The 26213-nt window shown below is 56.9% G+C and carries 21 protein-coding genes and 1 pseudogene; 10 read left to right on the top strand and 12 right to left on the bottom strand.

The genetic code is table 11. The features are described 5' to 3' along the window. Window positions 1–112 precede the first annotated feature (112 nt). The 6 genes from malT to RO22_RS14575 all read left to right on the top strand — a co-directional run bounded on the left by malT (window position 113) and on the right by RO22_RS14575 (window position 7805). Window positions 113–2818: an HTH-type transcriptional regulator MalT gene (malT, locus tag RO22_RS14600; RefSeq protein ID WP_041158628.1), complete on the top strand. Its 2706-nt coding sequence runs from the start codon at window positions 113–115 to the stop codon at window positions 2816–2818. 145 nt (window positions 2819–2963) lie between these two features. After that, the gene (locus tag RO22_RS14595) at window positions 2964–4658 is read left to right on the top strand and encodes an alpha-amylase family glycosyl hydrolase (RefSeq protein WP_041158627.1); all 1695 of its coding nucleotides are present in this window, start codon (window positions 2964–2966) and stop codon (window positions 4656–4658) included. Further along, window positions 4646–5761 (top strand): sn-glycerol-3-phosphate ABC transporter ATP-binding protein UgpC, encoded by a 1116-nt coding sequence (gene ugpC, locus RO22_RS14590; RefSeq protein WP_041158626.1) that lies wholly within the window; start codon window positions 4646–4648, stop codon window positions 5759–5761. Before RO22_RS14595 ends, ugpC begins: the two co-directional genes overlap by 13 nt. A gap of 112 nt (window positions 5762–5873) precedes the next feature. Then, complete coding sequence (locus RO22_RS14585) at window positions 5874–6398, top strand: DUF3455 domain-containing protein (RefSeq protein WP_041158625.1); 525 nt, start codon at window positions 5874–5876, stop codon at window positions 6396–6398. Window positions 6399–6516: 118 nt separating this feature from the next. Continuing rightward, window positions 6517–7071, top strand: coding sequence for a sigma-70 family RNA polymerase sigma factor (locus tag RO22_RS14580; protein WP_223828136.1), 555 nt, complete (start codon window positions 6517–6519; stop codon window positions 7069–7071). Continuing rightward, window positions 7068–7805, top strand: coding sequence for an anti-sigma factor domain-containing protein (locus RO22_RS14575; protein ID WP_027958700.1), 738 nt, complete (start codon window positions 7068–7070; stop codon window positions 7803–7805). Before RO22_RS14580 ends, RO22_RS14575 begins: the two co-directional genes overlap by 4 nt. A gap of 17 nt (window positions 7806–7822) precedes the next feature. On the opposite strand, the pseudogene trkA reads toward RO22_RS14575, so the two are convergent. The 7 genes and pseudogenes from trkA to malE all read right to left on the bottom strand — a co-directional run bounded on the left by trkA (window position 7823) and on the right by malE (window position 16529). After that, window positions 7823–9276, bottom strand: a pseudogene (trkA, locus tag RO22_RS14570) (Trk system potassium transporter TrkA). After that, window positions 9273–9995, bottom strand: coding sequence for a response regulator (locus tag RO22_RS14565; RefSeq protein WP_041158623.1), 723 nt, complete (start codon window positions 9993–9995; stop codon window positions 9273–9275). The pseudogene trkA and the gene RO22_RS14565 overlap by 4 nt, the downstream one beginning before the upstream one ends. Further along, on the bottom strand, window positions 9985–11130 hold the full coding sequence (locus RO22_RS14560; protein ID WP_041158622.1) for an ATP-binding protein: 1146 nt from the start codon (window positions 11128–11130) through the stop codon (window positions 9985–9987). Before RO22_RS14560 ends, RO22_RS14565 begins: the two co-directional genes overlap by 11 nt. A 40-nt stretch (window positions 11131–11170) precedes the next feature. Beyond that, window positions 11171–12661: a TrkH family potassium uptake protein gene (locus RO22_RS14555; RefSeq protein WP_041158621.1), complete on the bottom strand. Its 1491-nt coding sequence runs from the start codon at window positions 12659–12661 to the stop codon at window positions 11171–11173. Between the two features lie 133 nt (window positions 12662–12794). Next, a complete protein-coding gene (gene malG / locus RO22_RS14550; protein WP_009287077.1) occupies window positions 12795–13685 on the bottom strand; it encodes a maltose ABC transporter permease MalG in 891 nt (296 codons plus the stop codon). A gap of 10 nt (window positions 13686–13695) precedes the next feature. Beyond that, window positions 13696–15267, bottom strand: coding sequence for a maltose ABC transporter permease MalF (malF, locus tag RO22_RS14545; protein ID WP_039859184.1), 1572 nt, complete (start codon window positions 15265–15267; stop codon window positions 13696–13698). A 74-nt stretch (window positions 15268–15341) separates the two neighbouring features. Then, window positions 15342–16529 carry a maltose/maltodextrin ABC transporter substrate-binding protein MalE gene (gene malE, locus RO22_RS14540; RefSeq protein ID WP_039859183.1) on the bottom strand — a complete coding sequence of 396 codons (1188 nt, stop codon included), beginning with the start codon at window positions 16527–16529 and terminating at the stop codon, window positions 15342–15344. A gap of 291 nt (window positions 16530–16820) precedes the next feature. On the opposite strand from malE, the gene zwf reads away from it, so the two are divergent. The 4 genes from zwf (at window position 16821) to RO22_RS14520 (ending at window position 21546) form a co-directional block, all read left to right on the top strand. After that, window positions 16821–18326, top strand: a complete 1506-nt coding sequence (zwf, locus tag RO22_RS14535) for a glucose-6-phosphate dehydrogenase (protein WP_022523034.1) — start codon at window positions 16821–16823, stop codon at window positions 18324–18326. 1 nt (window position 18327) lies between these two features. Further along, entirely contained in the window at window positions 18328–18993 is a 666-nt protein-coding gene (pgl, locus tag RO22_RS14530) for a 6-phosphogluconolactonase (protein ID WP_022523035.1), read from the top strand. A gap of 45 nt (window positions 18994–19038) precedes the next feature. Then, window positions 19039–19701, top strand: a complete 663-nt coding sequence (locus RO22_RS14525; RefSeq protein ID WP_022523036.1) for a bifunctional 4-hydroxy-2-oxoglutarate aldolase/2-dehydro-3-deoxy-phosphogluconate aldolase — start codon at window positions 19039–19041, stop codon at window positions 19699–19701. A gap of 249 nt (window positions 19702–19950) precedes the next feature. Beyond that, a complete protein-coding gene (locus RO22_RS14520; RefSeq protein WP_027957643.1) occupies window positions 19951–21546 on the top strand; it encodes a solute:sodium symporter family transporter in 1596 nt (531 codons plus the stop codon). 93 nt (window positions 21547–21639) lie between these two features. Here the strand turns inward: RO22_RS14520 and RO22_RS14515 are convergent, their stop codons facing one another. From RO22_RS14515 to RO22_RS14495, 5 genes are read right to left on the bottom strand one after another with little or no spacing between them, the layout of a single operon-like run. Beyond that, a complete protein-coding gene (locus tag RO22_RS14515) occupies window positions 21640–22536 on the bottom strand; it encodes an SMP-30/gluconolactonase/LRE family protein (protein WP_041158620.1) in 897 nt (298 codons plus the stop codon). A gap of 15 nt (window positions 22537–22551) precedes the next feature. Beyond that, a complete protein-coding gene (locus RO22_RS14510) occupies window positions 22552–23172 on the bottom strand; it encodes a 2-dehydro-3-deoxy-6-phosphogalactonate aldolase (protein ID WP_268747808.1) in 621 nt (206 codons plus the stop codon). Window positions 23173–23179: 7 nt separating this feature from the next. Continuing rightward, entirely contained in the window at window positions 23180–24163 is a 984-nt protein-coding gene (locus tag RO22_RS14505; protein ID WP_235270515.1) for a 2-dehydro-3-deoxygalactonokinase, read from the bottom strand. 18 nt (window positions 24164–24181) lie between these two features. Next, window positions 24182–25330: a galactonate dehydratase gene (gene dgoD, locus RO22_RS14500; protein ID WP_041158617.1), complete on the bottom strand. Its 1149-nt coding sequence runs from the start codon at window positions 25328–25330 to the stop codon at window positions 24182–24184. A 43-nt stretch (window positions 25331–25373) separates the two neighbouring features. Beyond that, window positions 25374–26093 (bottom strand): FadR/GntR family transcriptional regulator, encoded by a 720-nt coding sequence (locus RO22_RS14495; protein WP_041158616.1) that lies wholly within the window; start codon window positions 26091–26093, stop codon window positions 25374–25376. Window positions 26094–26213 lie beyond the last annotated feature (120 nt).

Here is a 26213-nt window from a genome sequence, read left to right as displayed (position 1 = left end):
TGTTTCTTCTCCAATGCACTTTGCCCGCGACATGTCGCGGGCTTTTTTATAGCTTTAAAAGAATTTGTGAATAGTATTTATGGAGGGCTAGCAGGGTTGCTCAGGAGCGTTTATGTCACTACTGCAAGAGAAATTAAAAGCGCCGCCACTACCGCTTGGTGTAGTGGCCCGGCCGCGCCTTAATGACCGTTTCGGGTTAGATGAACGTGTCCGCTTACTGATGGTGCAGGCGCCTCCAGGCTATGGCAAAACCACGCTGCTGGCTGAGCGGCTGCCCGCGCTGGAGCAAGAGGCCACTTGGCTAGGCTTGGATCAGCGCGACAACCAACCCGCGCGGTTTTTAGCCTACTGGCAGGCAGCGCTCGATGGACTGTTAATCGAGCACATACGGCTTTCACCCGTGGCAGACGATGGAGACTGCGTGGAGCAGTTAGAGCGCTGGCTTGGCGAATTGCCTGAGCAGCGCTCGCCGTGTCGTTTGGTAGTGGATAATTTTGAGCACCTTAGCCACCCGGATATCTTAGCTGGGATCGCCCACTGGCTGCGTCATCAGCCGCCTTGGCTAACGTTAACGCTGGCCAGCCGCTCAAGGCCAGCATTGGGTTTGGCAAGCCTGCGGCTAAGAGGTGAACTCGAAGAGATCGACCTTCACGCGTTGGCCTTTGACAGCGAGGAGGCGCAAACCCTGTGTGCCGAACAGTTGAGCTTTCCCCCCACGCGAGTCAGCCTGGAGCGTGCACTGCGCAGAAGCGGTGGCTGGGTAATGGCGTTGAGCTGGCTGGTAGAGCGCACCACCACGCGGGCAGGGTTTGACGCCCTGGTTGACCGGTTAAGTGGTGCCCACCCAGACTTTGCCGCTTGGTTTGACGAACTGCTCTCCGCTGCACTGCCATTGGAAGAGCGAGAGCTAATGCTGCAACTGGGGGTACTGGAGCGCTTTTCCCCCGAGCTTATGGCCCGACTACTGGAAGGGGAGCGCTTGACCCAGCGCCTGGAGGCCTTTGAACAAGCGGGGCTATTTATTGAACGCCCAGACCCGCATGCTCAGTGGTACCGCTTTCAACGACTGTTTGGCGAGTACCTCCGTCATCGCCGTCATGAGCTTAGTTTGGCCACCCAGCGCGTGCTGCACCAGCGCGCAAGCCAGGCGTGGTTAGCCTTGAACGATCCGGTGATGGCTCTGCGCCAGGCGATACTCGCCGAGGCCCCCGATGATGTGGCAAGCCTACTGACCGCCCATGGACCCGCCTTGCTGGCAAGCGGCGCCTATTCACTGTTGGCCAAGGGCTTCGCCCTGCTCGGTGAGCCGCGGCTCTCTACCTGTCCGGAACACACGCTGCTCTATGGCTGGGTCTCCCATGCTCAGTTTCAGTTTGATATTACCGCACGCGTAATTGGCTGGATTGAAGCACAGTTGCACGCGTCAGAGTGGCAGTTGCTCAGCGCTGAATTCGCTACGCTGCGCGCCCAGTTAGCGATTAACCAGGGCGATGCCGAGCGAGCCGCACCGCTGGCCGAGCAAGCGCTAGCCGTGCCCGCCCGCTATTTAGCTTCCACGCCGCTGACTGCCACTGCCATCTTAAGCGAGGCGCGCTTTGTGCTGGGCTATTTGGAAGAGTCGCTGCAGCGGGTGCGCGAGGTAGAGCGTCAGGCCCGCCAGCGTGGCGATCATCAACTGCTGCTCTGGTCGTTTTGCCATCAGTCGGAGACGCTGGTGGCTCAGGGGCGCCTACAGGCCGCCTACGATATTCAGGAGCGCGCCTTTGCCCACCTGGAGCGCGCGGAGCTTGAGCACCTGCCCGTGGCGGAGTTTCTCTACCGCATTCGCAGTCAGGTACTCTGGGAGTGGCACCGGCTGGATGAAGCCGAGCAGGCCGCGCTGAAAGGCATCGCCGTGCTGGATAACCAGGGGGAGCGCTGGACACTTCAGTGTCATATCCAACTGGCCAAAATCGCCCAAAGCCGTGGCGACCAAGCCCAGTGCGCTGACCATATTCGGCGGCTGCGCAAAATTCTCGCAGAAGGGGATTACCATATTGACTGGGTGGCGAATGCTCACGCTACCCTGTTGGCCTGGTGGCACTCCACCCAGGATCTTGATGCGGTAGAGCGCTGGCGCCAGGAAGCGCCGTCCCCCATTACTGAAGGGGCCACCAACCACTTTTCCCAGTGCAATGTGCGCAACCACGCTCGGGCGCTCACGCTGCTGGGGCGCTTTGATGAAGCCTGCATGCTATTAGAGGCCCTTGAAGTGCACACTCAGTGCTTGGGGCTGGTCACGGATGCCAACCGCAACCAGATCTGTCTCGCGGCAGCGGCGTGGTATGCAGGAAGAGAAGAGCATGCCTGCCAGCATATGCATCAAGCGCTGAGCTTGGCTTCCCGCACCGCCCTGGTGGGCAGCTTTCTGCGACTGGGCAAACCCCTTGGGGAGTTGCTCAATCAGTTGCTCGACAGCGGCACCTTGGATGCCTTAGAGCAGGCGAGGGCAGAGCGGTTGCTGGCGCTTGCGGGGCGACAGAAGGATTTTGGCAGCGCCCGACGCTTAATGCTGGATGAAACGGTGATCGCTGATATTGTCGCCCGGCCAGATGTCCCCGAGCTGATCCGCACTTCGCCGCTCACTCGCCGGGAGTGGCAAATCCTGGGGCTGATTCATGCCGGGCTTTCCAATGAGCAGATCGCCGAACAGTTATCAGTGGCGCCTACCACCATCAAAACCCATATCCGCAGCCTCTATCAAAAGCAGAATATTCGACGCCGCGACGAAGCGATTGCCCTGGCGGGACAGTTGCTGGCGCATATTCAGGGGGAATAAGTCGACAGACGGGCTACTCCTAACGCCTACGCCCAGAGTCACCCTGGGGGGAGGATTTTATCTTGTGAGCAACCCTGCATCATGCCAAGTAACCAGCAAGAACTATGTCAAGAACTGTGACAAGAACTATGGCAAGGACAAAACAATGATGCAGACAACCTCTACTTCCCACTACGTTGGCAGCCAAGGAGCCGACTGGTGGCGCGGCGCTGTGATTTATCAAATCTACCCGCGCAGCTTTATGGACAGCAACGGCGACGGCATTGGCGACTTAAAAGGCGTGATCGACAAGCTCGATTACATCGCCTCGCTTAACGTCGATGCGATTTGGCTGTCGCCGTTCTTTACCTCACCGATGAAAGACTTCGGCTACGACATCAGCAACTATCGCGATGTTGATCCGATGTTTGGCACCCTGGAGGATTTCGACCGTTTAGTCGAGGGTGCCCATGCCAGGGGGCTAAAAGTCACCATCGATCAAGTCATGTCGCACACTGCCGATCAGCATGCCTGGTTCGAAGAGAGTCGCCAAAGTCGCGATAATCCCAAAGCCGACTGGTACGTATGGGCCGACCCTAAGCCCGATGGCGCGCCGCCCACTAACTGGCAATCTGTATTTGGCGGCAGCGCCTGGCAGTGGGACACCCGCCGCTGCCAGTACTATCTACATAACTTCCTGGCTAGCCAGCCGGATTTAAATTTCCGTACGCCTGCGGTGGTCGATGCCATGCTGGAGGAAGTGCGCTTCTGGTTAGAGCGGGGCGTGGATGGCTTCCGGCTGGATGCGGTGAACTTCTGCACCCACGGCGAGCTAAAAGATAACCCGCCGCGCCAGGAGATTACCGAAAGTTTTCTAGGCGTTCGCCCCGACAACCCCTACGGCTACCAGCTCCACCAATACGATAAAACCCAGCCGGAGAACCTGGTGTTTCTGGAGCGGCTGCGCGCTCTGTTGGATGAGTACCCCGGCACCACCAGCGTGGGCGAGGTGGGCGACGACGACGCCTTGGGCGTGATGGCGGAGTACTCCCAGGGCGGCAAGCGGCTGCACATGTGCTACTCGTTCAACCTGCTCACCGATAAAGCCGACCCCGGCTACTTGCACGAAACGCTAACCGAAATGGAAGCGCGCATTGGCGATGGCTGGCCCTGCTGGGCGCTGGGCAACCACGACGTGACGCGGCTGGCAACTCGCTGGCAGGCAGAAGGGCAACTGGATAAGCTGCGCCTTTATATGGTGTTTCTACTCACTCAGCGCGGTAGCGTATGCCTTTATCAAGGTGAAGAGCTGGGTCTGCCCGAAGCTCAGCTAACATTTGAACAGTTGGTTGACCCTGCGGGTATTACCTTCTGGCCCGCTTATAAAGGCCGAGACGGCTGCCGAACGCCGCATCCCTGGCAGGCCGATGCTCGTCACGCGGGCTTTAGTCGTGGCACACCCTGGCTGCCGGTGCCTGACACTCATGCTAGCCTCGCCGTTGATCAGCAAGATAACGATACTGATTCATTGCTCAATGCCTACCGCGATTTTTTAGCCTTCCGTCGTACTCAGCCTGCGTTGGTGAAGGGCGATGTGCGCTATCACGCTGTGCGTGACGATGTGCTCTGTCTTGAGCGCACCTACCAGCAAACACGGTTACTAATTGCTCTGAATTTTAGCGGTCGAACGGTCACCCGTTCGGCGCCTGAAGGCGCTGAAGCCATTGCCGGTGCCCCCGCGTGGCTAACCGGTGAGTGGCAGGGCAGCCAACTGTCGCTTCCGCAACTGTCCCTTCCGCCCTATGGCGTGGCCATTGCCCGCTGCTCCCAGCTAGAGGAGAACGCACTATGGGACGTCTAACGCTAAGTGGTATCGGTAAATCTTTTGATGGCGTGGAAATCTCGCGGGATATCGATCTCACCATCGAAGACGGCGAGTTCGTGGTGTTTGTTGGCCCCTCCGGCTGCGGAAAATCCACGCTGCTGCGCATGATTGCCGGGCTTGAAGATATCAGCGAAGGGGATATGCAGCTGGATGGTCAGCGAATCAACGAGATTCCGCCCCAGGAGCGGGACATCGGCATGGTGTTCCAATCCTACGCCCTCTACCCGCATATGAGCGTGGCCGAGAATATGGCCTTTGGCCTGAAGCTGGCCCGCACCGACAAAGCGGAAATTCGTCGCCGCGTTCAACACGCCGCTGAGATGCTGCATCTCACCGAGCTATTGGAGCGTAAGCCTAAAGACCTCTCCGGCGGTCAGCGCCAGCGGGTAGCCATTGGCCGCACGCTGGTCAAAGAGCCTGCCGTGTTTCTGTTCGATGAGCCGCTCTCTAACCTGGACGCCGCGCTGCGGGTGGATATGCGGGTGCAGATCGCTGCGCTGCATAAGCGCTTGAACGCCACCATGATCTACGTGACTCACGACCAAGTGGAGGCGATGACGCTGGCTGACCGCATTGTGCTGCTTTCCCGGGGAAGAATCGCCCAGGTAGGTGCGCCTCTCTCGCTTTATCACTTTCCCAAAACCTTAGAGGTAGCGGAGTTTATCGGTTCGCCGCGCATCAATACCTTCCCGGTTACGGTAGTCGACCCAGGTGAGCGCCAAACGGTGGTGCGTTTGCCTAACGGGGAGACACTGACGGTCGCGGTCAATGGCAAGCACCTCCATTCCGGTGATGGCGCCACTTTGGGATTGCGGGCAGAAGATTTTGTATCGCCCGAACAGGCGGAGGCTCGGCTGACAGCGAGATTAATGGTGGCGGAAAAGCTGGGTTACGAAACCCTGGCGCATCTGCAGGTAGACGGTATAGACGCTACCTTAACCCAGCGTTTGGATGGCTTAACGCAACTAACCGAAGGCCAAACGATCGACTTGGGTTTAGCGGGCCAGCATTGCCATCTTTTTGATCTACAGGGGAGTGCCTGCCCGCGGCAGGTGGTGGTAGATGGGGTAAGCCAATAATCGCCCATCTTATTTTTTTCAATAAAAGTGCATCCAATACGTCTCCTCGCGGGTAATCCCTATACAGGCGCTATTTAAGGCGGCTGATAAAAACCCTTTTAGGAGACTGAAAATGACCATCCAACCTCTTACGCGTGCAGCACTCGCCGCTACCTTGATTGCATCCTTCAGTCACGTCGCGCTGGCAGACATGACGCCCGCGGAAGTCCAGGTGCCGGACGGCAACACCGTCGCTCTCGAAACCGTAGGCGTTGGCGCTATTACCTACATGTGCGAAACCCAGGACGACGGCAACATGGGCTGGGTATTCAAAGGCCCCCACGCTGCGCTTAACGACAGCGAAGGCACACAGGTAGGAAGCTATTACGGCCCGCCAGCCACCTGGGAAGCGTTGGATGGCTCAAAAATTACCGGCACTCAGCTAGCCACGGCCGCTAATGGTGATGGCAACATTCCACTTCAATTTGTGGAAGCCAACCCGGCTGAAGGCGAAGGTGCTATGAGCGGTGTTAGCTACATTCAGCGCCTGAACACCCAGGGTGGTGTTGCCCCGGACGTCACCTGCGATATGGATCACGACGGAGCCACCGCGGTAGTGACCTACCAGGCGGACTATATCTTCTGGGTTGCTGAATAAGTCGACTGGAATGTTAATTCCGCTGGGGGCTCGTCTGTCGAGTCCCCAGCGGCTATGCTGTCTCTGAGAACGACGACTGGCGTCGGTGCCGTCACCAGGGAGCTAGGGTTTGACTGACGTGTATTCAGAATTTGATCATGCTGCGGCATTAGCCAACTGTGCCCGTGGCGAGCATGACGCCTTGCACCAACTCTATGTTCATGAAGGTGCCCGACTATTAGGCGTCGTCATAAGAATCGTCAAGGATCGTGGTATGGCCGAGGATATTGTCCACGATGCCTGTCTTAATATTTGGCAGCATGCCGATAGTTTTGATCCCGCCAAAGGATCCGCGCGGACGTGGATATTTAGCGTGGCGCGTCACCTGGCACTGAACGCTATCCGTTATCGCGACCGTGAAGTCACTTTTGATAATCACGATCCCACCGAATTAGATCTCGATGAACATTTTCAGCACGCCTTCGTTGCCGATGAAGCCTTCGATTGGCAGACCGGCCAGCGGATGGATAGCTGTTTGGAAGCGCTTGAGCCTGAGCGGCGTAACTGCGTACTCCATGCCTATGTTGACGGCCTTAGTCATGCGGAAATTGCGGCGCATACCGGCGCGCCGCTGGGAACCGTAAAAGCCTGGATCAAACGCAGTTTGCTGCGCCTACGGGAGTGTATGGCATGAGCCGCCCCAGTCAGCACGAACACCAAGACGACCATACTTTAGCGGGTGAATACGTGCTGGGTACGCTTTCGTTAGAGCAGCGTAAGGCGCTAGAGGCCCGGCTACCTAACGAGCCTGAATTGCAACAAGCCGTGATGGCTTGGGAAGAGCGTTTCTTGCCCTATACCGCTATCACCGACCCGGTAACGCCTTCTGACAATTTATGGCCGCGTATTGAGCGCAGCTTAGCGTCACGGGAAGCGCTTGCTAAGCGTGCTCGACCTGCCTCTGTCGTGCCGCCAAGACCTCGCCGCATGCTGCACAGCCTGCCGCTTTGGCGCGGCGCTGCCGGGTTTGGCTTAGCGGCGGCGTTAGTATTGGGCGTAATGCTGGCCAATGAAGTAACTGAACCGACGACCCCCGAGTACATGGTGGTTCTGCTTGCTCCGCAAACGCAGTCAGCGGGTTGGGTAGTGCAGGCCTCATCACGCCAGGAAATCGAGCTGATCCCATTGGGTACTTTCGAAGTACCTGAAGGTAAAGCGCTTGAGTTTTGGACCAAAGCAGATGAGTGGCAGGCCCCGGTATCGCTGGGTTTAGTGGAGCCAGGGCAGCCGATCCGTTTGCGCTTGGATGAACTGCCGCCTCTTGAGGATAACCAGCTATTTGAGCTAACGCTGGAAGACGAAACCGGCTCACCAACCGGCCTGCCCACCGGGCCGATTGAGTTTATTGGCCGCGCGGTCGAGATTTAGCCACTCAAAAGCGCCAGTTAAAAGAACGTCAAGCCGACCTGGAACAGGCGCTCCACGTCGCGAATGCGGCGCTTGTCGATCACGAATAGAATCACGTGGTCACCGCTCTCAACCATCACATCGCCGTGGGCGATGATGACTTCCTTGCCGCGCACAATCGCACCGATGGTGGTGCCGTCGGGCAGTGCGATATCGCGGATGGTACGGCCTACCACTTTTGATGACTGCTTGTCGCCGTGGGCGATGGCTTCAATGGCCTCGGCGGCGCCCCGGCGCAGCGAGTGGACGTTGACGATATCGCCCCGGCGCACGTGGGTCAGCAGGCTGCCAATGGTCGCCTGCTGGGGAGAAATAGCGATATCGATCTCGCCCCCCTGCACCAAGTCCACATAGGCGGCGTTGTTGATCAGCGTCAGCACCTTCTTCGCCCCCAAACGCTTGGCGAGTAGCGACGACATGATATTGACCTCGTCGTCGTTGGTCAGCGCGCAGTCAGCACCTTCTTCGCCCCCAAACGCTTGGCGAGTAGCGACGACATGATATTGACCTCGTCGTCGTTGGTCAGCGCGCAGAAGATATCGCACTCTTCGATGTTCTCTTCTTCCAGCAAACGCTTGCTCGTGGCGCTGCCGTGGAGCACCACGGTGCGATCCAAACGCTCAGAGAGCGTGGTGCAGCGATCCAGGCTGTGTTCGATGATTTTAACCTGGTGACTATGCTCCAAATGCTCTGCCAAGCGTTCGCCGATATTGCCGCCCCCGGCAATCACTACCCGACGGAAGTCCCGCTCGACGCGGCGCAGCTCGCTCATTACCGCGCGAATATCCCGCCGGGCAGCGAGGAAAAACACTTCGTCGTCGGCTTCGATGACCGTATCGCCACGGGGGATAATTGGCCGATTACGCCGGTAAATCGCCGCCACGCGGGTATCCACGTTGGGCATATGGCGGCGTAGAAAGGCCAGGTCTTGGCCTACCAGCGGGCCGCCGTAGAAGGCCTTTACCGCCACCAGCTGAACCAAGCCACCGGCAAATTCCAGCACCTGTAGGGCCCCGGGGTGCTCGATCAGACGGCGCACATGGTCGGTCACTACCTGCTCGGGGCTGATCAGTACATCAATGGGAATCGCTTCGTGGGCGAATAGCCCTTTGCGGGTTAAATACGCCGTGGCACGCACCCGGGCGATCTTAGTGGGGGTGCGAAACAGCGTATGGGCGACCTGGCAGGCGATCATATTGATCTCGTCGCTGTTGGTGACAGCGATCAACATATCGGCGTCTTCGCAGCCTGCCTGGCGCAGCACAATGGGGTAGGAGCCCGCCCCGGTAACGGTGCGAATGTCGATTTTGGTGTGCAGCTCACGCAGTTTTTTGGCGTCAGTATCAACGACAGTGATGTCGTTCTCCTCGCGGGCGAGGTGCTCTGCCAATGTGCCGCCGACCTGGCCGGCGCCGAGAATGATGATTTTCATAGGGTCTTGTCCTCACTGTCGGGCTCAAGAAAGAGTCGGTAACCGATGCCGGGTTCGGTTTGTAATAGGGTCGGTGATTGGGGGTCGTCACCTAGTTTTTGACGTAGCTTGCTCACCACGATGCGTAAATAGTGGGTATCTTCCTGGTGGGTTGGGCCCCACACCTGGCGCAATAGCTGCGTTTGCGTGACCACACGCCCAGCGGAGGCAATAAGCTGTGCCAGAACAGCGAACTCTTTAGGCGTCAGATGAATTGCCTCGCCGTGCATGCTCACTTGGTAAGCGGCCAGGTCGACCATCAAACCGCCGTGTTGGAAACGCTGAACGGTTGGGCTGGCGCGACGCCTTAATAGGGCTCGAATACGTGCCAGCAGCTCTTGAATGCCGAAGGGCTTGGTGACGTAGTCGCTTGCACCATTATCCAGAGCGCGCACTTTTTCAGTCTCATTACCGCGCACTGACACAATGATCACGGGTATCTCGCTGTGCTGGCGGATCGCATCCAGCACCTGCTGACCATCCATATCCGGCAAACCAAGATCCAGCAAAACAATGTCGGCATTGGGCGCGAGGGCAGTCGCATTGAGTTTTTCCAGCCCTTCGCGACCACTGGCCGCCTCAATCACCTGAAAGCCTTGGGAAGTGAGGCTGATACGTAAAAAGTGGCGAATGTGTGGTTCGTCATCAATCACTAAGACGCGTGCTGGATCAGTGGTCATCCTCGGCCTCTTTGCTGGGTGCCGATAGCGGCAGCGTCATGGTAATTCGGGTGCCAACACCGTCAGGCCCTGGGCTTGCATGAATTTGACCCGCGTGGGCGCCAAGCATTCCCCGACAAATCGCCAGCCCCAGGCCGCTGCCGTGCAGGCTGCGGTCCCCTTCGTTACCGGTGACAAACATATCGAACACGCGCTCGCGCAGCGCTGCGGGTATGCCAGGGCCTTGGTCGCTAACCGAAAACTGCAGGACGGAATGATCTCCGTCGCTGTTCTCATCGCTACACTGGGCCTCAATAGTGATACGGCCATGGAGGGGGGAAAAGCGCGCCGCGTTTTCAAGTACGTTGACCAGCGCTTGCTCGATCAGGGCGGGGTGAACGTAAAGTAGTGGTAGCTCTTTTGACCAGTGCTGCTCTACTTGGAAGCCTTCAAGGGCGCTGCCCAATCGCTTCCGCGCAGAAGTAACTAAATCATCAAATGCCACCCAGTCGCGCTCGATTTTCATGTCGCCATGGCCTAATCGGGTCATGTCCAACAAATTTTGTATATAGCGGTTAAGGCGTTCACTTTCGCTTAATACGCCATCTAGTAACGCAAAGCGATCCTGTTGGCTGAGCTGTGCATCCAGAGTGCGAAGCGAGCTGGCCGCGCCAATAATCGACGCTAGCGGAGTACGCAGGTCGTGGGAAATCGACGATAGCAGCGCTGAACGCAACCTCTCCTGCTCTTCAGCCAAGCGAGCGGCACTAAGCTCCAGCAAGCGTTGGCGGCTATCCCCGGCGAGCTTGCCGACTACCAGTGCGACTAATAGAAAGAACAGCAGTGTTAGCAGTTGCTCTTGCTCTTCAACCGCTAACGAAAAGTGCGGAACGGTGAAGCAAAAATTAAACGTCAGAAACCCCAGTACGGCACATAGCAGAGCTGCGTAGCTTCCTGCTAACACCGCACTGGCGAGAACCGCGGTAAGAAAAATCAGCGAAAGATTAGCCAAGGCTAGCCAGGTATATAGCCCCCAGGCGATTAGCAGAGCAATTAGCGTGCTCGCCAGCGCAATCAGGATTTCTGACGACATTGGCAAGCGCAACTGGTTCGCAATCTGCCTAAAGGGTTTGAATATTGGTTTTCTAAGTGTCATGACACGATTGTCCTTCACGAACGTCCTTCAAGATATCCGGCTAGCGTCGCCAGAACATTGGGGTCAGTAACACCACGACGGTGAGTATTTCTAACCGCCCCATCAGCATGCCAATGCATAGCAACCATTTCGCCGCGTCGGGTAGAGGGGCAAAATTACCTGCGGGGCCGATGATATCGCCTAGACCAGGGCCCACATTGGTGACTGCGGTGGCGGCACCGGAAAGAGCGGTGACTAAATCCAACCCCAGGGCAGAGAGGCTCAACGCCAGTGCCGCTATGGTGATAAAAAAGAAGAACGAGAAGGCCACTACGCTGCGCGAGATATCACTGGTGACCGGCTGATGGTTATAGCGAGTGGTAAACACACCATTGGCATGGATGAGGTAACGCAACTGGTTAAGCAGCATTAAAGAAGCAATCTGAAACCGGAAGATTTTCATTCCGCCGCTAGTAGAGCCGCTGCAGCCGCCCACAAAGGTCAGGTAGAAAAAAGCGACCACCGGCAGCGCCCCCCACTGGGTGTAATCATCCGATGCATAGCCGGTGGTGGTTACCACTGAAATAATGTTAAAGGTAACGTGGGTGAGCGATTCAAACCAGTTGTTGCCCTGGGTGATGCGCCAGACACTGAGTAGCAAAATCGCGGCCATCAAGAGCTTTAACAGCCCAAGTACCTGCTGATCGTTCCATAGGGCACTGCGCGACCCGCGTATAAAACGGATATACAGTACAAAGGGAAGCGCACCGCTCAGCATGAAAAAACTGGCCATCCACAGCAGCCATGGCTGTTCGCTATAGGCGCCGAAGGAAGCGTCGGAATTGGCAAAGCCGCCGGTAGAAAGCGACGTCATACCATGTACGGTGGCGTCTAAGAGCGTCATCCCGCCGAACCAATAACTACCAATCGCGACCAGGGTTAGGCTGACATAGATCGTTAGCGTCGCTTTGGCAATACCGCCAGTGCGTGGCATCACTTTATCCGACCAGTCGGACGACTCGGTGTGAAACAACCGCATACCACCTACTTTAAGAAACGGCAAAATCGCAATACCCATGACGATAATGCCGATGCCGCCCATCCATTGCATGAGCCCTCGCCATAGCTTCAATCCATCGGAAAAGTGCTCAATACCGACCAGAATCGTGGATCCCGTCGTAGTTATCGCTGATACCGATTCAAACACCGCATTGGTGAAGGTTAACTGTGGGGCGCCCAGCACCAGCGGCAGGCTGGCAAAACCGCTAATGGTGACCCAACTGGCGGCGGTAAGAATAAACATCTGCCATGGCTTCAACTCTAAAGCTGCGCGATAGGTGAGTAACCAGGTAAGCGCTGCGGCGCCAAGTACAATTAGAATGGAAACACCGAAGGCAGGTGCGTCAGGGTCTCTTTCAATCAGCAGTACGACGAAAGGCACTAGCATGAACAGCGCTAGCACAACCCAGAGAATCGAAATGATTTTAAAAACAGGTGCCCAGTGCCGATACACATACCTGCTACGGTAAAACCATGGTGTGAATGGAGTCATATGCCCAGCTCGCCGTTTAGTATTCTTAACATCCGCCATGACACCATGACCTTCCATAAAAAGTCTGTAAAAAAACAAAAAAACCCAGCAGAGCGCTGGGTTTGGGCAAGCTAGCTAAACACCTTCGTTAGATTTAACCTTTAACGCCCCCGGCGGTTAATCCACCAATAATCCAACGCTGGCAGATCAGGAACGCCACGGTGATTGGCAGCCCCGAGAGCACGGCAGCGGCGGCGAAGTCGCCCCAGCGCTGATTATGGTCGGCCAGGTACTGCTGGGCGCCCACCGCCAGGGTGAGCTTATGCTCATCCACCAGCAGCACCGAGGCCATGGGGTACTCCATGATGCTCATCACAAACGCCAGGATGAACACCACCATCAGAATCGGCACCGACAGCGGCAGCAGGATGTAGCGAAACGCCTGCCAAGTGCTTGCCCCGTCCACCATGGCGGCTTCTTCGAGCGACCCGTCGATGGATTCGAAGTAGCCCTTGATCGTCCATATATGCAGCGCCACTGCGCCCAGGGAAGCGACAATCAGCGCGCCGTGGGTGTTTATCCCCAGCCAGCCGACGAACTGACCCAGCCGGTCGAACAGCGCGTAGAGTGCCACCAGCGACAATACTGCTGGGAACATTTGGAAAATCAGCATGCCTTTCAACAGCGGCTCCTTGCCCTTAAAGCGCATACGGGCAAAGGCGTAGGCACTGGTGGTGGCAAGCATCAAAATCAGCAGCGAGGACACCACGGCGACTTTGATCGAGTTCCATAGCCACAGCAGCACGGGGAAGGGCGGCTGGATCACGCTGCCGTCGGCGCGCTCCCAGGGAATACCCAAGGCCAGCGCCCAGTGTTCAAGAGAGAAACGCTCGGGGATCAAGCTCCCCGAGGCAAAGTTGCCCTCACGAAACGAAATTGAAATCACCAAAAGCAGCGGAAACACGATCAGTGAAACAAAGCCGATCAGCGCCAAATGGGCGCCCCATCGCCGTGAGCGAATGGAGCGGGGTTGAACCATCGCCATAGTAAACCTCCTAAACCTTAACCTTGGAAAGCCGCAGATTGATGACCGACATGCCCACCACCAGCAGAAAGATCAGCGTGGCAATCGCCGCCGCCAGGCCGAAGTTTTGGCCAGCATCCTGGAAGGCGATTCGGTAGGTGTAGCTCACCAGCAGGTCGGTGGTGCCCGCGGGCGTGCTGGCACCCAGAATGTCCGGGCTGCCCCCGGTGAGCAGCGCAATCAACACGAAATTATTGAAGTTAAAAGCAAAGGCGGCGATTAACAGCGGTGTGAGCGGTTTGATGATCAGCGGCAGGGTGATCTTCATCAGGTTGGTGATCGGCCCGCCGCCGTCTACCGCCGAGGCCTCGTAAAGATCGCCGGGGATCGACTGAATCAGCCCCATGCACAGCAGAAGCATATAGGGGTAGCCCAGCCAGGTGTTGACGATCAGCAGCATGGTTCGGGCCAGCCAGGGGTCGGTAAACCATTCTGGGGAAATGCCGAACAGTGCCTCCAGAATCATGTTCACTTCACCAAAATGCTGATTGAACATGCCTTTGAAAATCAGAATCGAAATAAACGCTGGAACCGCGTAGGGCAGTATCAGTAGCGTCCGATAGACCGCCTTGCCCTTGAGCTGATCCCACTGCAGCAGCGAGGCGAGGACAAACCCCACGGCCAGCGTGAACAGTACGGTGAGCCCGGCAAATACGAAGGTCCAGACAAAAATCTGCATAAACGGCCCGCGAATATCCGGGTCGGTGAAAATCTTGGTGTAGTTGGTGAAGCCCACGTTCACCGGCCACCCGGGGGTGATGCGTTCTCCGTTTTCGGTGACGAAAAAGCCGATATCGTTGTCCGGCGTCAGCACCTGATCCTCCTGCCGATCGTAGAGGCTGCCGTTGTCACGAATCTCATAGCGGTCGATCATTGGCGCGAACTGGCGCAGGCCCGCCATGCGCAGCTCAGTGCCCCCGGGTGTTTGCAGGCGCAGCGCCTGGAGGGCGTCGCGGGCCTGGATGGCTGCGCGCATGGGAAGCGGCTCACCTTCGGGCGGGCCGTCTACGGCTTGGGTTGGAACGCGACGAACTTCGCTGTTAGTTAGGTTGAGCGCGGCGGATAGTAGCCGGTCGTTGTCGCCCGCAGGGGCGTCGCTTTCCAGGTAAAGGCGCACCAGCTCGCCTTCCTGGTAAAGCGCATAGGAAAAGGCAGCGCCTTCTGCCTGGTAGGTTTGATTGGTCAGTTGTGCGCGTACGCGCTCCTGGCTAAGCAGATTGTCCGAGCTGTAGTTGCTGAAGCTGATGCCGACGGTATACACCAGCGGGAAAATGACAAACACGCCAAGCCCGGCCACGGCAGGGAAAATATACCGGTGGCTCATCAGCGAACGTCGGCTGAACACCACGCCCAGCGACGTGCCAAGCACCAAAAAAAGCAGCGCAAATACCCACTGGCCGTGCATGTAAAAGGCCATCACCAGCCAAAGCAGGGCCAGTACCATCAGCCCGATCAAGCTGCGCATTGCCCAGCGGGAATAGCGTTCGGCCACATGGCGGGAGCGGTGGCGGGGCAAGCCCCGCGAAGCATTCGTGGTAAACATGAAAGATGTCCTGCGAAACTGCCCGGCCTTGCCAGCGGTGTGCCATGGTCGGGCAGTGAAGGAAAGGCGAGTGGCTACTGACGCATACGCCGCGCGGCGGCATCCAACGCTTCTTGGGGTGATTGACGCCCGCTGCCGATGTTTTGCAGCGCGGGCTCCATGGCTGCCCAAAAGGCGCCCATTTCGGGAATGTTCGGCATCGGCATGCCAACTTCGGCGTTTTCAAGCGTGGCGGCAATATTGGGGTTGTCGGCCAGTTCCGCTTGATAGTCGATGTGGGCCACAGCCCCCAGCGACCCATCGCTGTTGAAGGTGCGCATACCCTCCTCGCTGAGCAGGTAGTTTTCCAGGAACTCGACGGCCAGAAAGTCATTGGGTGAGGCCGAGTTGATCATTGCCGTCATAACGCCAAACATGGGCTTGGCACGTTCGTCGCCCACCTTGGGCAGCAAGGCGACGCCGTAATCAATGCCACTGCGCTCAAGGTTTGGCCAGGCCCAGGGGCCGCTGATCATGGTTGCTACTTCGCCCTTGTTAAAGCGATTATCCATGATGCTGTAGTCGGTACCTCGCGGCACCACGTCGCTTTCGATAAGCTCGACTAACAGCTCTGCACCTTGCACGGCACCTTCGTTGTTAACGCCAATATCGGTAACGTCGTAGCCTGCGTCAGTTTGTTTAAACGGGTAGCCCCCGTTCGCGGCTAGCAGCGTCCAGCCGTAGTAGGGCTCGCTGTAGTCGAACAGGATGGCTTTTTTACCCTCTTGGGCAAGCGTCTTGTCCAGCTGCATTAACTCGGCAAAGCTCTCCGGCGGGGTGTCCACCAAGGCTTTGTTATAAATGAGACCGAGTGATTCCACTGAAATGGGGTAGCCGTAGGTTTCGCCATTCCACAGGGCGGCTTCCCAGGTGAAGTCGTAAAAAGACTCGCGAAAGCTGTCACTAGGCGCTACCTGTTTTAGTAAGCCACTTTGTGCCCACTCGCCCATCCGGTCGTGGGCCCAGATCACGATGTCCGGCCCTTGGCCACTGCCCGCCGCCTGTTGAAAACGGTCGGTCAGGTTATCCGGAAAGACCACCTCAACTTCTATGCCCGTCTCTTCAAGAAACTGCTCAGCCAGCAGTTGAATGCCTTGCTGGCCTTTGTTGTCGCCCATCCAGATCGTTAGGCGGTCATCTTCGAACGCGAAGGCTGGCAGGGTAGCGCTGGCAGCCAAAGTGGCTGTGAGTAGCGGTCTGATAAAGTAGCGTAGCGTTGCCATCGAGTAATAACCTCATTGTTGTTGTGGTCATTTATTTATCAACTTCCGCAGAGTGGCCAATTATGCGCAAGGTCACCTCCTCCTTAGGGGGCGTAGCAGTGGCGTATATCAAGGGCGTAGAGTAAAAGTGGAAGGAGAAGGATTGATATGAAGTGCTGAGTGCGTTGATAGAGCAGAAACCGTGGTTATTTTGTAGTAAAATTACACGAATTATTGCGTATAATGCCCCCTTTACGGTAGATTTTAGGTAATCTAACTACATTAGATGCCTAATTATAAACAGGAGTGACGATGAGCCAGTCCACTGCTTCCCAAGGTGCACCGCTGGGCGATCCGAATCACGCTATTGATTTAGCGCTGTTTGGAGCGCTGGGTGATCTTGCCATGCGCAAGCTATTTCCTGCCTTATACCATCTTGATCGCGAAGGCTTGATGCCTGAAAGCACGCGCATTATGGGGCTGGCTCGCCATGAGCACGACGCTGCATCGTTCCGAAAAATGGTTAACGACGCGTTGCAGAAACGGCTGAAAAGCAGCGAGCAGGATAAGCAGAGCCTCGAGCGTTTTCTCGCCCGCCTAGATTATTTAAAACTCGATTTTTCCAGCGTTGAAGGTTACGACGCCATTCGCCAGTGGCGAAAGGGCTCACCGCGCCCAATGGTGGTCTATCTTTCCGTTGGAGCACCTATTTATGGCGATATCTGCCGTCACCTGCAGGCCAGTAAAAGCCTGGATGATGAGTCCCGCGTGGTGGTTGAGAAACCCATCGGTTACGACCTGCACTCCTCGGTCGAAATTAACGACGCAATTGGTGAAGTGTTCCCCGAGTCGCGGATTTACCGCATCGACCACTATTTGGGTAAAGAGACCGTACAGAACCTGATCGCACTGCGTTTTGCCAACCCGCTGTTTGGCACCCAGTGGAACCAGAACAATATCTCTCATGTGGAAATTACCGTTGCCGAAAAGGTAGGTATCGAAGGGCGCTGGGGCTATTTCGATGAGGCGGGTCAGCTACGCGATATGGTGCAAAACCACCTGCTGCAGCTGCTGTGCTTAATCGCCATGGATCCGCCCTCTAACCTGGATGCCGATGCCATTCGCGATGAAAAGGTCAAGGTGCTTAAAGCACTTAAACCGTTTGTGGGCGAGGCGCTTGGTCGCGATGTAGTACGAGGTCAATATATCGCGGGCACTAGCGATGGCCAGTCGGTGCCGGGTTACCTGGAAGAAGAGGGCGCCAACACCCAGAGCCAGACCGAAACCTTTGTGGCCATGAAAACTGAAGTGGCTAACTGGCGCTGGGCAGGTGTGCCGTTCTACTTGCGCACCGGTAAACGGATGCCGGAGAAGCTCTCGCAGATCGTTATTCACTTCCGTCAGCAGCCCCACTATATCTTCGACCCGGATCAGCGCGGCATCGCCTCTAATAAGTTGATTATTCGCCTGCAGCCGGAGGAGGGTATTGCCCTGCAAGTATTGACCAAAGATAGCGGTTTGGATAAAGGCATGCGCCTGCGCCCGGGTCCGCTGCATTTGGACTTCAACAGCGCATTTCCCAAATCGCGGATACCCGATGCTTACGAACGCCTGCTGCTCGAAGTCATGAAAGGCCAGCAGTACCTGTTCGTGCGTCGCGATGAAATTGAACACGCCTGGCGTTGGTGCGACCAGCTCATCGATGGCTGGAAAAAACGCGACATGCCCCCGCGTCGTTATCCCGCAGGCTCTTGGGGGCCAGTCGCCTCCATCGCCATGATTACCCAGGATGGCCGCAGCTGGTACGAGGATTATTAATATGAGTCAAGCACGCCAACAGTTGGCCGAGCAGCTTGCCGAAGCCGTGTTTCAGGGTCTGCAAGACGATTTGAACCACCAGGAACGCGCCCTGCTGGTGGTTTCTGGTGGTTCTACGCCAGTGCCTTTTTTTAAGGCGCTGGCGGCCAAATCGCTGCCCTGGGAGCGGGTAGATGTAACGCTGGCCGATGAGCGTTGGGTAGACGAGCAGAGCAGCGATAGCAACGCCAAGCTGGTGCGTGAGCATCTGCTACAGGGCGAGGCATCGGCAGCCACTTTTATACCGTTAACTTGCAGCGCGGCTACACCTGAAGAGGGCGTCGATGAAGTTGCCAAGCAAGCAGAAACGCTAGCGTGGCCTGCCAGCGTGGTGATTCTAGGCATGGGCGGTGATGGCCATACGGCATCACTGTTTCCCGACAGTCCTGAATTGACCCTGGCACTTGCCACGGAGGAACTGTTAGTGGCGGTCAGAACGCCTAGTCAGCCGCAACCCCGGATTACTTTTTCGGCCGATCGCCTCCATCAGGCACGGCGGCATATTCTGCATATTACCGGCGATGATAAACGCGCCGTATTGGCCAAGGCACTAAGTGGCGACGATGTTCGTCAACTGCCTATTCGTGCCTTTTTAACCTGCCCACTGGCCATTTATTGGGCGCCTTGAGCGCTAACTGCCTTAGCCAATAATAAGTTGCTTGGAGACTCACTAATGACTATCGACAAACAGTTACCTTCTACACGCACTGCAGAGCTGGATAGCATCTGCTTGAAAGCCGAGGTGATTCCGGTCATCACTATCGAGCGTTTGGAAGATGCGGTACCGCTAGGCCGCGCCCTGGTAGAGGGTGGCTTAACCGTATTGGAAATTACCCTGCGCACTGACTGCGCGCTTGAAGCAGTGAAGCGTATGCGTGAAGCGTTGCCCGGTGCCAGCATTGGCGTGGGCACGGTACTGACGCCCGCCCAGTACCGCCAGGCCGAGCAGGTTGGCGCTGACTTTGTAGTAACACCAGGCGCAACGGAAGCCCTCTATCGTTACGGCGTTGAAAGCCCGGTGCCCATGCTGCCGGGGGTCTCGACAGTTTCTGAACTAATGACCGGCTGGCAGTACGGTTACCGTCGGTTCAAGTTCTTCCCGGCGGAATCCAGCGGTGGAGCCAAAGCCATCAAAGCGTTTGGCGCGCCGATTCCTGAAGCCCGCTTCTGTCCCACTGGCGGTATCACCGTCGACAACGCCGATGATTATCTATCGCTGCCCAATGTGATGTGCGTAGGTGGCTCCTGGCTAACACCCAAAGCAATGGTGGAAGCGGAAGATTGGGATGGCATCCGTGAGCTGGCCCGCCAGTCCGCGGAGCGCTTTCATCACTAAATAGGCATCCACTAGCAACCCGTCGCGGGCCGCATAAATGCATACCCTAGTTATGGTTTTAACCATTGCTAGGGTTTTTTTATAGTGAAGTTTTGTCATTCGCGTATCGTAACCGCCTGCGTACGACCAAAGACGTATAACGGGCTATATTCAGCTCAATTAAAATGACGGCAAGATTTGTCTGACATTTCGCTATTCGCGCATACATAAAGGTGCGTGCCACTTACAATGATGATGAGGTGAGTCAAAATGCACGCGTTGACCTTGGCGTCCTTCCTGTTTTTTACAGGGCTTGTCGCCTTTATCACTTGGCGGATCACCCGCCGAGATGACCACTCAAGCACCAGCGGCTACTTTCTTGCCGGACGTACGCTAACCTTCCCGCTGATTGCCGGCTCTCTATTGATGACCAACCTCTCCACCGAGCAAATGGTGGGGCTCAATGGGGCGGCCTTTTCTGATGGTTTAAGCGTAATGGCCTGGGAAGTGGTCGCGGTTATCGCCCTAGTGGCGTTGGCGCTATTCTTCCTTCCGCGGTTTTTGAAAAGTGGTATTGCTACGCTGCCGCAGCTTCTCGAAATTCGTTTCGATAAAACGACTCAGCTAATCACCAATATCATCTTCTTGATTGCTTACGCGGTGATTCTGCTACCGATCATTCTCTATTCAGGTGCCATCGGCCTGCAGGGCATGCTCGATCTACAGGGATTAACCGGCATTGAGTCTTCGACGACGCTGCTTTGGCTAACGGTGTGGATCGTCGGTATTATCGGTTCCGTGTATGCCCTGTTTGGTGGCCTGCGCACGGTTGCAGTATCCGACACGCTCAACGGTGTTGGCCTCCTGATCGGCGGTTTTGTGATCGTCTATTTCGGCCTGCAGGCCGTGAGTGACGGCAGCGGCATCATGGAGGGTTGGAGCATCCTTAAAGAGGCTGACCCGGATAAGCTTAATTCGATTGGCGGTGCTGAACAGCAGGTGCCGTTCTTTACCCTGTTTACCGGCGTTTTCCTGATTAACCTGTTCTACTGGAGCACCAACCAGCAGATTATTCAGCGTACCTTTGCAGCCAAAAACCTTGCCGAAGGTCAGAAGGGCGTGCTGCTGACCGGTCTCTTCAAGCTGCTGGGACCGCTCTACCTAGTACTGCCTGGCATCATTGCTTATCACCTTTATGCCGATCAGGGTGTGCGTGCCGATGAAGCCTACGGTCATTTGGTTTTTAACGTACTGCCGCCGTACCTCACCGGGTTTTTCGCTGCGGTGATGGTCGGTGCGATCCTGTCGTCGTTTAACTCAGCGCTTAACAGCACCACCACGATTTTCAGCCTGGGCATCTATAAAGGTGTGCTGAATAAAGAGGCCACGGAAGAGCAGGTGGTTAAGTCGGGTAAAGTGTTTGGCTGGATCATGGCCATTCTCACCATGATCATTGCGCCACTGCTGGCAGGTCAGGAGAGCCTGTTTGGCTACCTGCAGAAGATGAACGCGATTTACTTTATTCCGATTCTTGCCGTGGTGCTGGTCGGGCTGCTAACCAAACGTGTTCCGCCAATGGCGGCCAAAATCGCCCTGATCGGCGGCTGCTTATTGATCGCCGCCGGTTACTTTGTGCCACCGTTTACATTGCTGCCGCAGATCATGCACGAGTTCCACTTCGTGGCGCTGGTCTTTGTATTACTGGTGGCGGTGATGCTGATTATCGGCAAGGTGCGCCCAAGGGAAACCGACTGGATTCAGGAGCACAGCGGCGATGTGGATCTAACACCCTGGAAAGGGGCGGTACCCGCCGGTATCGTTTTGGTCGTGTTAGTGATCGTTATGTATATTAGCTTTGCTGGCTGATTGCCCGCCTTGTAGGTAATAGGTGAAGCCGTAACAGAAAGGCCCCGCTAGTATCCGCTAGTGGGGCCTTTTGCTGGGAGGTTCGTGGGAGAGTTATGCCAGACGTAGCGGCGGTTCGGCTAGGCCTTTGATGCCGGTTTCGACCACATAGAGCGAGCCTGCGGTGGGCTCTTGGGCCAGCTGCTCAGCACTGAATCCCTCTTGCGCCGTGGTGATATACAGCGTTTTCAGATCAGGGCCTGCAAACGCCGGGCAGGAGGGTTGGCTGACCGGCAGCTCGACGCGGCCTATTATTTCACCGTTAGGATCCAGACGAACGACCTGCCCAGCCCCCCACAGCGCTAGCCATAGGCAGCCTTCGCTATCCATCACCGCGCCATCGGGATTACCTTGGCTGGAGAAAAAGTCCGCCCAAGGCTGCGGCTCGCCTTGCGGCCAGCCGTCGTTATCCAGCGCCCAGCGCATCACCACACCCGTCACGGTATCGGTAAACCACGCAAACTCACCATCTGCGGAGAAGCAGATGGCATTGGGAATCGTCAGGCCTGAACGCAGACGCGAGAGCTCGCCGCGATGCAGGCGGTAAAGGCTTCCAGCGCCTCTTTCAGCGCTTTTACCCATGCTGGAGAGCCACAGGCTGCCGTGGCGATCAATGCGTGCGTCATTGCTGCGGGTGATAGGGTTATCGGCCTCGAAATCACTCAGCTTTTCGATACTGCCGCTGCTTGGGTTGAAGCGGCTTAAGCGGTCTTCACCGACTAACAACAGGCCACCCTCAGCGAGGGGCGCTGCCAGGGACACCCGATGATCGAGCTGATAGTGGCCGCTTTCCCCGGTGGCGGGGGAGAGCCAGTGCAGCTGCTTTCCAAGAATGTCGCACCAATAAAGGCGCTGATGTTTAGCGTCCCACTGCGGGCCTTCACCCAGTGAACAGCGGCAATCGACCGCTAACTCGGCCTGCCACGTTGAAACACTCATATCGGTATTCATTATTGTTGGTTCTCCTTATTGTTCTCCTGCTAACCAGGCATCGACGAGGGCTTGAGCTTGTTTCCCCACCTGAGAGGCGCTTTGGCCAGGTTTGTATAATGCGCTGCCCAGACCTGCACCATCGACACCCGCTGCGCGCCATTCGGCGAAGTTATCGACTCCAGCGCCGCCGACGGCATACAAAAGTGTGCCTGCCGGTAGCACGGCGCGTACTGCTTTCATTCCTTCTAAGCCTACCTGCACCGCGGGGAAGAGTTTAAGCCCGGTAGCACCTGCATCCAGCGCATCGAATGCTTCTGAAGGCGTCACAATGCCCGGCCAGCTGGCCATGCCGAGCTTATGCGTTTCTTCAATCACCGCTGGTCGACAGTTGGGAGAAACGATTAAGCGCCCACCAGCAGCGTGAACTTCACGCACCTGAGCTGGAGTGAGCACCGTGCCTGCTCCAATGACCGCGCGCTCGCCAAATGCGTCGACCAAGCGGCGAATGCTCTCCAGCGGGTTGGGTGAGTTAAGCGGTACCTCAATCTGGGTGATACCCGCAACCAGCACCGCTTCCGCGATATCCACGGCCTCATCAGGCGTTACACCGCGTAAAATTCCAATCAGTGGCAGTGACATAGCCAATTTCTCCATGCTTAATTTATGTTAACGCGCGATGGGCGAGGCGCAGGCCCGCTAAGACAGCGGTGTCGCCATCCACATGTTTTGTCTGATAGCCGATCGCATTGAGTGCCAACGTGTAGCGCTGGCTCAGCGTTTGGTTGCCAATCAGCGTGATTGGCTTATCGCTGGGGCATTCACGGCAGGCGCCAGCAAGCTCAAGGCCAATGGCGAGCCCAGAGAGCCTGGCCGCAAGAACGGCCCCGCGCGTGTCGCCAGCAGGTAGCCGGCCATCGAGTAAATCTTGCGCGCGCAGGCCGAACAGGCGGCTACTAAAGGTTTCGGGGGCTTGATGAATATCGCTGACGGCCGAAATAAAAGTCTCACGGCAAGCTGCATCGTTAAGATCATCCTTTGCCGCTGAAGGTGATAAAACGGAATGCTTCAGCACCGACTGGTTGGCGAGCAGTTGGTAAAGCTCGCCGGTCAGGTAGGTCGAAAACCCGCTCACCGCGCCCGCTTCCAGGGTTGCCCATTTGGCGTGAGTGCCGGGCAGGCAGGCGAGGCCAGTAAAATCTGGCGAATCAGCGACGAGCCCTGCCAACTGGGTCTCTTCACCGCGCATCACATCAAAGTGAGTCGCGGTACCACGGGTTTGGCTTAAACCAGGCAGCAGGTAAACACCTAGCTGGTCACCCGTAAGCGTTGGCGTCACTGCGCCTTGGCTAAGCTGGTCAAGCCGCGTGGGTACCGGCAAATAGGCGGCTTCCAACCAGCCCTGGCGAGCGCCTGCCATACCGCACACCATCACCTTCGTCGTACCGGTGGTGGGTAGCCAATCGCCCACCAATCGCAGCAGCTCGGCTTCGTACTTGTCGGCCTTTAGCGACAGCATGCCCTTGTCACTACTGGCTTGGGCAATCACTTGGTCGTGTTGATCCAGCCCCCAGACGCGCAGATTGCTGGAGCCCCAGTCAACGGCAATCCAGGTTAATTGACCTGCAATGTCAGGTGTTTCACTCATCTCGGTTGATCCCATGGCTTACCACTCCGCAATAGAGCCATCTTCATGAGTCCAGACCGGGTTGCGCCAGCGGTGGCCCACCTTGGCGCGCTCCTCAACGAACTCCTCGTTGATCTCGACACCCAGGCCTGGGCCTTGGGGAATGGCGCAGAATCCGTCTTCAATGGCGAGGGCGGATTTATCGACCAGGTAATCGAGGACGTCGTTGCCCTGGTTGTAGTGAATGCCCATGCTCTGCTCTTGGATAAAGGCGTTGTGGCTGACCGCATCCAGCTGTAAAGAGGCGGCCAGGGTTAACGGGCCGAGCGGGCAGTGGGGCGCTAAGGCGACGTCATAAGCGGAGGCCAGGGCGGCGATTTTGAGACCTTCGCTAATGCCGCCACAGTGGGAAATATCCGGCTGGATAATGTCGATCATGCCGTCGGCCAGCAAATCCCGGAACTGGAAGCGGGTATGCAGCCGCTCGCCAGTTGCCAATGGGTAGCCCAAACCACCGGCAATATCTTTCAAGCAGGGCAGATGTTCAGGGGCGACCGGCTCTTCCACAAACATGGGGTGAAAGGGTTCTAGCTCGCGCAGCAGTGCTTTGGCCATAGGGCGGTGCACGCGGCCATGAAAGTCGATGCCGATGCCTACATCTGGCCCAACGGCGTTGCGGGCTTCTGCCACTCGGGCAACGGCTTCATCGACCTTGCGGTGTGAGTCGACGATTTGCAGCTCGGGGGTGCCGTTCATTTTAAAAGCCGTGAAGCCTTTTTCGACCAGCGCTTTGGCACCAGCGCCTACGTCGCTTGGGCGGTCGCCGCCCGTCCAGGCATACATGCGCATTTTGTCGCGCACGGCACCGCCTAACAGCTGGTGAACGGGCACACCCAGGTCGCGACCTTTAAGATCCCACAGTGCCTGATCAATACCGGCAATTGCACTCATCAGAATCGGCCCGCCGCGGTAAAAACCGGCGCGGTACATGATGTTCCAAAGATGCTCAATGCGGTGCGGATCCTGACCGATCAGGTAGTCGGAAAGCTCGTGTACGGCGGCTTCAACGGTAGCGGCACGGCCTTCAACCACCGGTTCGCCCCAGCCGTAGCAGCCTTCATCGGTTTCGATCTTGAGAAACAGCCAGCGCGGGGGGACTTGCCAGGTCTTGAGTTTGGTAATTTTCATGTTCGGTCATCCTTCTGAATAGAAAGTATTCATTGAGTAATTGTCAGTTGACGATGCCAAGGTCGATAGCCGTGCGGCGCAGCACTTCTCTGGCGGCGGTTTCTGCGGCGCTGGCATCGTGGCTGCGGATAGCGTCAAGTACCTGGCGGTGGCGCGCGAGACTGTCGTCCAGGGTGTCCGTGCGGTGTTGCGAGCGATGTATTAGCGCCATGATCGAAGGGCGCAATAAATGGCCCATTTGCCGCCAGACTAAATTGTGGCTGGCCCGGTAGGTGGCGTCGTGAAAGGCGACATCGTACTCGGCATGCTCAGCACGCGCTTCAACACTGCCTGCGCTGCTCTCCATGCCTGCATAGGCGCTCTCCAGACGTTCTATGTCTTCAGCCTGAGCTGCCTGGGCAGCGAGTCCTGCGACCACCGGTTCAGCAGAAAAACGAAAGGCGTAAATGGCCCTTACCAACTGCGGGTCAAGGTTGACCAGCCCGGTCATCCATTCGCTCATCAGTGGGTCGAGTAGATGCCAATCGCCCATCTCGCGAACCAGCGTGCCACGGCCCGCGGTGCGCTCTAATAAACCCGCAGCGGTGAGGCTGGTGAGTGCGTTACGCACTTGGTTTCGGCTAACGGCAAAGTGTTTACCGATATCCAGCTCACGGGGGAAAACATCACCTGGCTGCCAATGGCCTGCCAGCAGCGCTTGGGCGAGTAAACGGGCTAACTGTTCAGCGCCACCCTGGTGGGGCGGTAGAGCGTCCAGCGTCATCGGTCATCTCTTGTTCTTTATTGGATAAACCCTAGTCTAGTAAATGTCTGACATTTCCACAAGCGAGCCGCTTTAGACAAAAGTCCGAATTAGATTGGCGACGAGTCGCCCCCTAGGAAG

The sequence above is a fragment of the Halomonas sp. KHS3 genome, from assembly GCF_000830495.1.
Taxonomy (GTDB): domain Bacteria; phylum Pseudomonadota; class Gammaproteobacteria; order Pseudomonadales; family Halomonadaceae; genus Vreelandella; species Vreelandella titanicae.
The sequence above is the reverse complement of the archived record's forward strand: the minus strand, read 5'-3'. Positions and strand labels throughout refer to the sequence as shown.